Raw genomic sequence first — 5,514 nt, forward strand, 5'->3', positions numbered from 1 at the left:
GATTTCCCTTGAAGCCGTAGTCTGGTTGTCCGTCCCAGTTCGACCCACACCGGTCAGCCGGTCTCCTCGAAAGCAGCCGCTCGAACCGGGACCAAAGATCTGATCGGTCCCGATCCTGGGGGCGTGCTGTAACTGCTAGCGAGTCCGATCGCGACGTATCATCGCCGACAGGATATATCCGGCGATTCGCGGATTCTCCTTGATTCGCCGAGTGCTGTAGCCATACCAGTCATGACCGTATGGCACATAGACGCGCACATTAAATCCTTGCGCTAGCAAGGCGCCACGCAGCGGTTCGCACACCCCCAGTAGCATCTGGAACTCGAATCGTGACCTGTCGATCTGCTCGCGTTGCAGCCAGATGGTCAGAGCATCGATCAATTGTGCATCGTGCGTTGCAATGCCGACGAATGACCCCGCCTGAATAGCGGTTGAAACGTGCCGAACGAAGTGTGAGTTGATCGCGGCCCGATCCATTGATGCGCCCTCGACAAGATGCTCCTTCGCCTCCGCGTAAATCCCCTTGCAAATACGCATGCGACTCTTGCGTGCCAGCAATGGAACTATGTCATCGTTTGTACGGGTCAAATACGCTTGTAGTGCGATTCCGACTGGATACCCTTCGGATTCAAGCTTCAAGAACGCGTCGAGCGTTTTCTGGGTGCAACCGATGTCTTCCATGTCGATGCACGCGCTGATCCCCTGCGATGCTGCCGCTCGCAGAATCGCCGAGACTCGCGCCATGCAAGCGCCTTCGTCGAGATGCAACCCCAGCGCGGTCAACTTTATCGACAGCTCCGCGGGCTCATTTTGCTCACCGAGCGCCTGGACGAGATTGAGATAATCGCGAGTCATCGACTCTGCCTGATCCGACGACGACGCGGTTTCGCCCAACACATCGACGGTTGTTCTGAAGCCTGCCGCGTGGAGCGCGTGGATGCGCGTGCGGGCATCGCAAAGCGTTTCGCCGGCGATATAGCGGCGGGAGATCTTACGGATCAGTGAACGGGGAACGAGCGGGATGGCGTGAGCTGCCATCGTATTGAAAATACGCATGTTGTGGTCTCGTGAAAATGCAATCGAACGAATCTAGACGTGATAAGTCCATATCGAGCGATATTTCCGGACTTTTGCAGACAAGAGTCCGGACGAATGCCAAGGCGGATGCAATCACTGCATCGACGGAGGCTTTCAGTGCGTTTTCGAGGGAGGCCAGGCAGCTGCGTACATTATTCGAGTGGATTCAGTACTGGGTCGGTTAGCGCCTGCTTTCGCGAGGTCTGTCAGGCCTCGCGAATCGTAGCACGAACGAGCCGTCGTCGTAAGGCGATGGGCGCGGCGTTCGGGTTGTGGTTATCGATCGGGACAGAGATAGCGAACGACCGGTTGTGGCCAAGCCCGGAAGTCCGTCAGAAGAAGATGCGCAGCGGATCGCCTTGTCAGACGAACTTCCGTAGCCGACGGAGGCGGCGCTCGTTGGTGGTCGTGACCATGTTGATAAGTCACGCCCCGGACTGGTAGGCTGCGAGTTGAGCCGAGATGCCGCCGCCACTGTAGTCACCCATGCGTGACATCACCGACGGCGCGTAGGACAGCGTTTGCATCGGAGCCAGGCTGAGACCTTTGCGGTCGAGGTTGCCTTCTCCCCAGTTGTAGGCGCGTAACGCTGACGTGAGATCTCCCCCATAGTGGCGAATCAGCCCGGAAAGCTTTCGTGCGGCCGCCCACGCGGATTGCGAAGGGTTCATCGGGTCGACGTGATATTCCCTTGCCGTCGTCGGCATTAGCTGGAACAAGCCCCGGGCGCCGGCGTAACTGACCGCGTGGGCGTTGCCCGATGATTCCTGCTGGGCAAGTGCCCCGAGTAATCCAGTTGGCAGTCCGAATCTCCGTTCCGTGGCAGCAAAGTTCAGCTTTGAAGCCCAGACTTGAACGGCGGCGTTGAGCCTGCCGGGCCGGCGAGACTGCACGGCGACTTCAGTCGCGCTCGCCAAACTTTGCGCATCGGGCGGTGGCTTCCAGCCCGCCACCTGTCCGACGAAGATGACTCGCCTCGAACGCTCCTGTTCGCCACTGAGGTAGTCCTCGCTGTACGCGAGCAACGCGACTCCCGCCAGAACGGGACTCAGAAGTATCATCGTCAGCGCACCGGCGCCGCGCCGCAGCAGTGTGGTGAGGCGACCCAGATGCGGATGAGGATCTGGAATTCGGGTAGGGCTGCTCGGAAAGAGGGACATGTTGCCTCCGCAATAAAGCCGCACAGAGAGCAACAGGCGGATTGTTGACGCAGCTTAGAGTGTGCGCCGTGCCGGTTGCCGGGAGATGTGTCCCGGTGTCGCCAGTGAGTTTTCCCTCTATTTTGAAGAGCGCGCAATTGGCCGGCGGAAACAGCGCGCGATGGCGCTCCCGGGTCAATGTGCAATCAGGGCCGGGCGAGGCGCACTCTCGGCTGGAATGTCAGGCGCGCTGCGAGGACGCCGCCGATCGCGCCGCCGAGATGGCTTTGCCACGAGATGCCGGGATAGATCGGCAGCACGCCGGACAGCAGGCTGATGCCATAGGCGACCACGACGAAGAGCGCGACCAGCATGGCGAGGAAGTGGCGTGTGTAGATGCCGCGTGCGACCAGATAGCCCGCGTAGCCGAAAACGAGTCCGCTCGCGCCGATATGGACGCTATATGGGGCGCCAAGCAGCCAGGCGCAGCACCCCGCGCCGAGCATGCCCCCCGCGGTTGCCACGACAAAATTCCCGATGCGAGGCCACATTGCGAGCCACCCGAGAACCACGAGGCCGCCCGTGTTCGCCATGATGTGGCCGAGGCTGGCGTGCAGCCACGGCGCGAACAGAATCCCCTGGAGGCCGGCGACGGTGCGCGGCACGACGCCGTGATGGGTGAGGCGCAGCGACGGGAAGGCGGCGGACAAAAAGAAGACCGCCCACATCGAGCCGATAAAGAGTGCGAGCACCACGATCCGGCTCTCGATTTGCGCGGCGAAGCTTCGATTGTTCGCTGTGTTCGGCATGGTCGGGTTATCGGAGCGCCACCCGCGTGGCACGCTGGAGAGGCTACAGATACCCTGTAATGGGTTACGCGACAAGCGCTTCTTCGAAATCCGTGTTCTGCGCCGCCCCATGATGCGCCAGAATGAAGCTGCGGACCTGCGGGCACACGACGGAATGCCAGCGCTTGCCCGAGAAAATCCCATAGTGTCCGCACTTCTCGGCCGTGAAGTGGCGCCTGTCATGTGCGGAGATACCCGTGCAGAGGTCGTGCGCGGCGCGCGTCTGGCCGTCGCCGCTGATGTTGTCGAGTTCTCCTTCAACCGTCATGAGCGCCGTCGTGCTGATTGCCTGCGGCAGCACCGGTTCGCCGCGGACCGTCCAGGTGCCTTGCGCAAGGCGGAATTCCTGAAATACGGTCTGGATCGTTTGCAGGTAATACTCGGCACTCATGTCGAGCACCGCGTTGTATTCATCGTAGAAGCGGCGATGCGACTCGGCGCTCTCCTCATCGCCGCGTACCAGATTCAGGTAGTAGTCGTAGTGCGACTGCATATGCCTGTCCGGATTCATGGCGACGAACCCCATGTGCTGCAGAAAACCGGGATACACCTTGCGGCCGCCGCCGGGGTAACCAGCCGGAACCCGGTGGATGAGATTGTTCTCGAACCACGCGAGCGAGTGTTTCGTCGCGAGGGAATTGACCGCCGTGGGGCTTCTACGGGCGTCAACCGGGCCGCCCATCAAGGTCATGCTGCGCGGCGTCGCCTCGCCGCGGCTCGCCATCAGCGAGATGGCTGCCAGCACGGGCACGGTAGGTTGGCAGACGGCGATCACGTGCAGGTTGCTTGCGCCGATGTGACGGATGAACGCCTGCAGGTACGCTATATAGTCGTCCAGATCGAACGAGCCAGCACCGGCCGGGACCATGCGAGCGTCGGTCCAGTCCGTGATATAGACCTTGTGGTCCTGCAGCAGCGTTCGCGCGGTTTCGCGCAACAGCGTCGCATGGTGACCGGAAAGCGGCGCGCATAACAGCACGACGGGTTCCTGCTTCATCTGCTCGATCGTAACCACGTCGTCGGCGTAGCGCTTGAAACGCAGCAGCCGGCAGAACGGCTTTTCGAGGATCGTCTGCTCCACGATCGGAACACGGCGGCCATCCCTGTCGATGTGCTGCAGATCGAACTCAGGCTTCTCGTAGGTTTTGCCGAGCCGGTGCGTCAGGTCGTAGCCTGCCGACAGGCTCGACACGCCGGGTACGCTGGCCAGCGGGTTGGCAGGGTTCGCGAGTGAATCAGCCAGCGCTTTCGTCCAGGCCGTAACGGGGGTGAGGAGCGCGCGGTGGAATTCGTGGGCGAAGTAAAGCATGGTGCGTTCCCCCTCAGGGAAAAATCCGGCGACGGCAAACAGCAGACACTACGCTCAATGTTGCCGGCAATGATTGCCACGGCGGCCCTTAAGCGTTGGCAACGGACTCTACGGATGCAGACTTAACCGGGACTTAAGAGGCCGGTGCAAAAGCAACGGCGTGAAGAGGCTCCGGCAGGCAGACGAGGACGAATGAGGAATGAATTTAATTCGGATTACTGTTCAACCAGATGTCGCGCGCGATCTTTCAGGAGAGTGTGTTCGCGTGAACACTATTCTGCCCGGCATCTTCGACACACAGCTGCTCAAGGGTGCACCCGACCAGGTGCTCGCGGCGTTGTCCGAATCGGTACCGTTTCCGAAGCGGCTCGGGCGTACCGAGGAGTTTGCGGAGCTCACCGTTTCGATCGTCGAGAACGGCTATCTGAACGGCACGTCCGTGCGTCTTGACGGCGCAATCCGCATGACGCCGCGCTGACCGGAGGCGGAGCTTTGGACTACGCGAAGGTCACGCCGCGCCATCCGGCCTGATTTAGGCCACGCCCACGGCAGACGGAAAGCTCCAAAGCAAAAAACCCGCTTGCTTTCGCTGAGCGGGCATTGATATTGGTTGCGGGGGTAGGATTTGAACCTACGACCTTCGGGTTATGAGCCCGACGAGCTGCCAGACTGCTCCACCCCGCGGCGCCAATTGTATTCGCACAGCGGCGGCGCGTCAAACGAAGCCATCGGGCGATAACGCTCGACGCCGCGTGGTTTGCCGCACCCTTCAACGGGCGCCATGTCGTCGATGCTTCAGCCGCAAGCAAAAAGGCTCGGAGCCTTCCGCAGTGGCGATCTGCTCTTCAACAAGGCTGTGGCGCAGCAGCTCGCATGATGCTGGGCTGCAAGTTCTGCTGAATTAGTGCGGCGGAATGTGCGATTTCAGGAGCGTGCAATAGCACCGAAATAAATATTCCAAATGCTCTTGACGGGAGGTTCGTGGGCCTTCATAATTCGCCTCCCTTCTGATGAGGGGCGCGAAAAACAGCGAAGCAAAACGCTGCTTTTGAGTGAAGCGATCTTTAAAAATTTACAGCCGATAAGTGTGGGCGCTTGATTCGAACTAGCTCCTCGCCGTGAATTTTTATCCGGTGAGAAA

General features: G+C 60.4%; 5 protein-coding genes, 1 tRNA gene and 1 pseudogene. 1 reads left to right on the plus strand and 6 read right to left on the minus strand.

What is annotated here, in order from left to right; translation table 11 throughout:
• Positions 1–135 precede the first annotated feature (135 nt).
• The 4 genes from U5A58_RS40180 to U5A58_RS40195 form a co-directional block, all read right to left on the minus strand.
• The gene (locus U5A58_RS40180) at positions 136–1,056 is read right to left on the minus strand and encodes a proline dehydrogenase family protein (RefSeq protein ID WP_321965432.1); all 921 of its coding nucleotides are present in this window, start codon (positions 1,054–1,056) and stop codon (positions 136–138) included.
• Between the two features lie 446 nt (positions 1,057–1,502).
• Positions 1,503–2,237 (minus strand): lytic transglycosylase domain-containing protein, encoded by a 735-nt coding sequence (locus tag U5A58_RS40185; protein WP_321965433.1) that lies wholly within the window; start codon positions 2,235–2,237, stop codon positions 1,503–1,505.
• 185 nt (positions 2,238–2,422) lie between these two features.
• The gene (locus tag U5A58_RS40190; RefSeq protein WP_321965434.1) at positions 2,423–3,025 is read right to left on the minus strand and encodes a rhomboid family intramembrane serine protease; all 603 of its coding nucleotides are present in this window, start codon (positions 3,023–3,025) and stop codon (positions 2,423–2,425) included.
• A gap of 64 nt (positions 3,026–3,089) precedes the next feature.
• Positions 3,090–4,373, minus strand: coding sequence for a polyhydroxyalkanoate depolymerase (locus tag U5A58_RS40195; protein ID WP_321965435.1), 1,284 nt, complete (start codon positions 4,371–4,373; stop codon positions 3,090–3,092).
• A gap of 232 nt (positions 4,374–4,605) precedes the next feature.
• Here U5A58_RS40195 and U5A58_RS40200 point away from each other — a divergent pair.
• Positions 4,606–4,851: pseudogene (locus tag U5A58_RS40200) on the plus strand (SDR family oxidoreductase); the annotation flags it as partial.
• 129 nt (positions 4,852–4,980) lie between these two features.
• On the opposite strand, the gene U5A58_RS40205 reads toward U5A58_RS40200, so the two are convergent.
• Positions 4,981–5,057 (minus strand) — tRNA-Met (locus U5A58_RS40205).
• Positions 5,058–5,297: 240 nt separating this feature from the next.
• Positions 5,298–5,514 (minus strand): hypothetical protein (locus U5A58_RS40210; RefSeq protein ID WP_321965436.1); only part of this gene is annotated, 217 nt, incomplete at its 5' end.

Source organism: Paraburkholderia sp. J7, from assembly GCF_905220155.1.
Classification (GTDB): domain Bacteria; phylum Pseudomonadota; class Gammaproteobacteria; order Burkholderiales; family Burkholderiaceae; genus Paraburkholderia.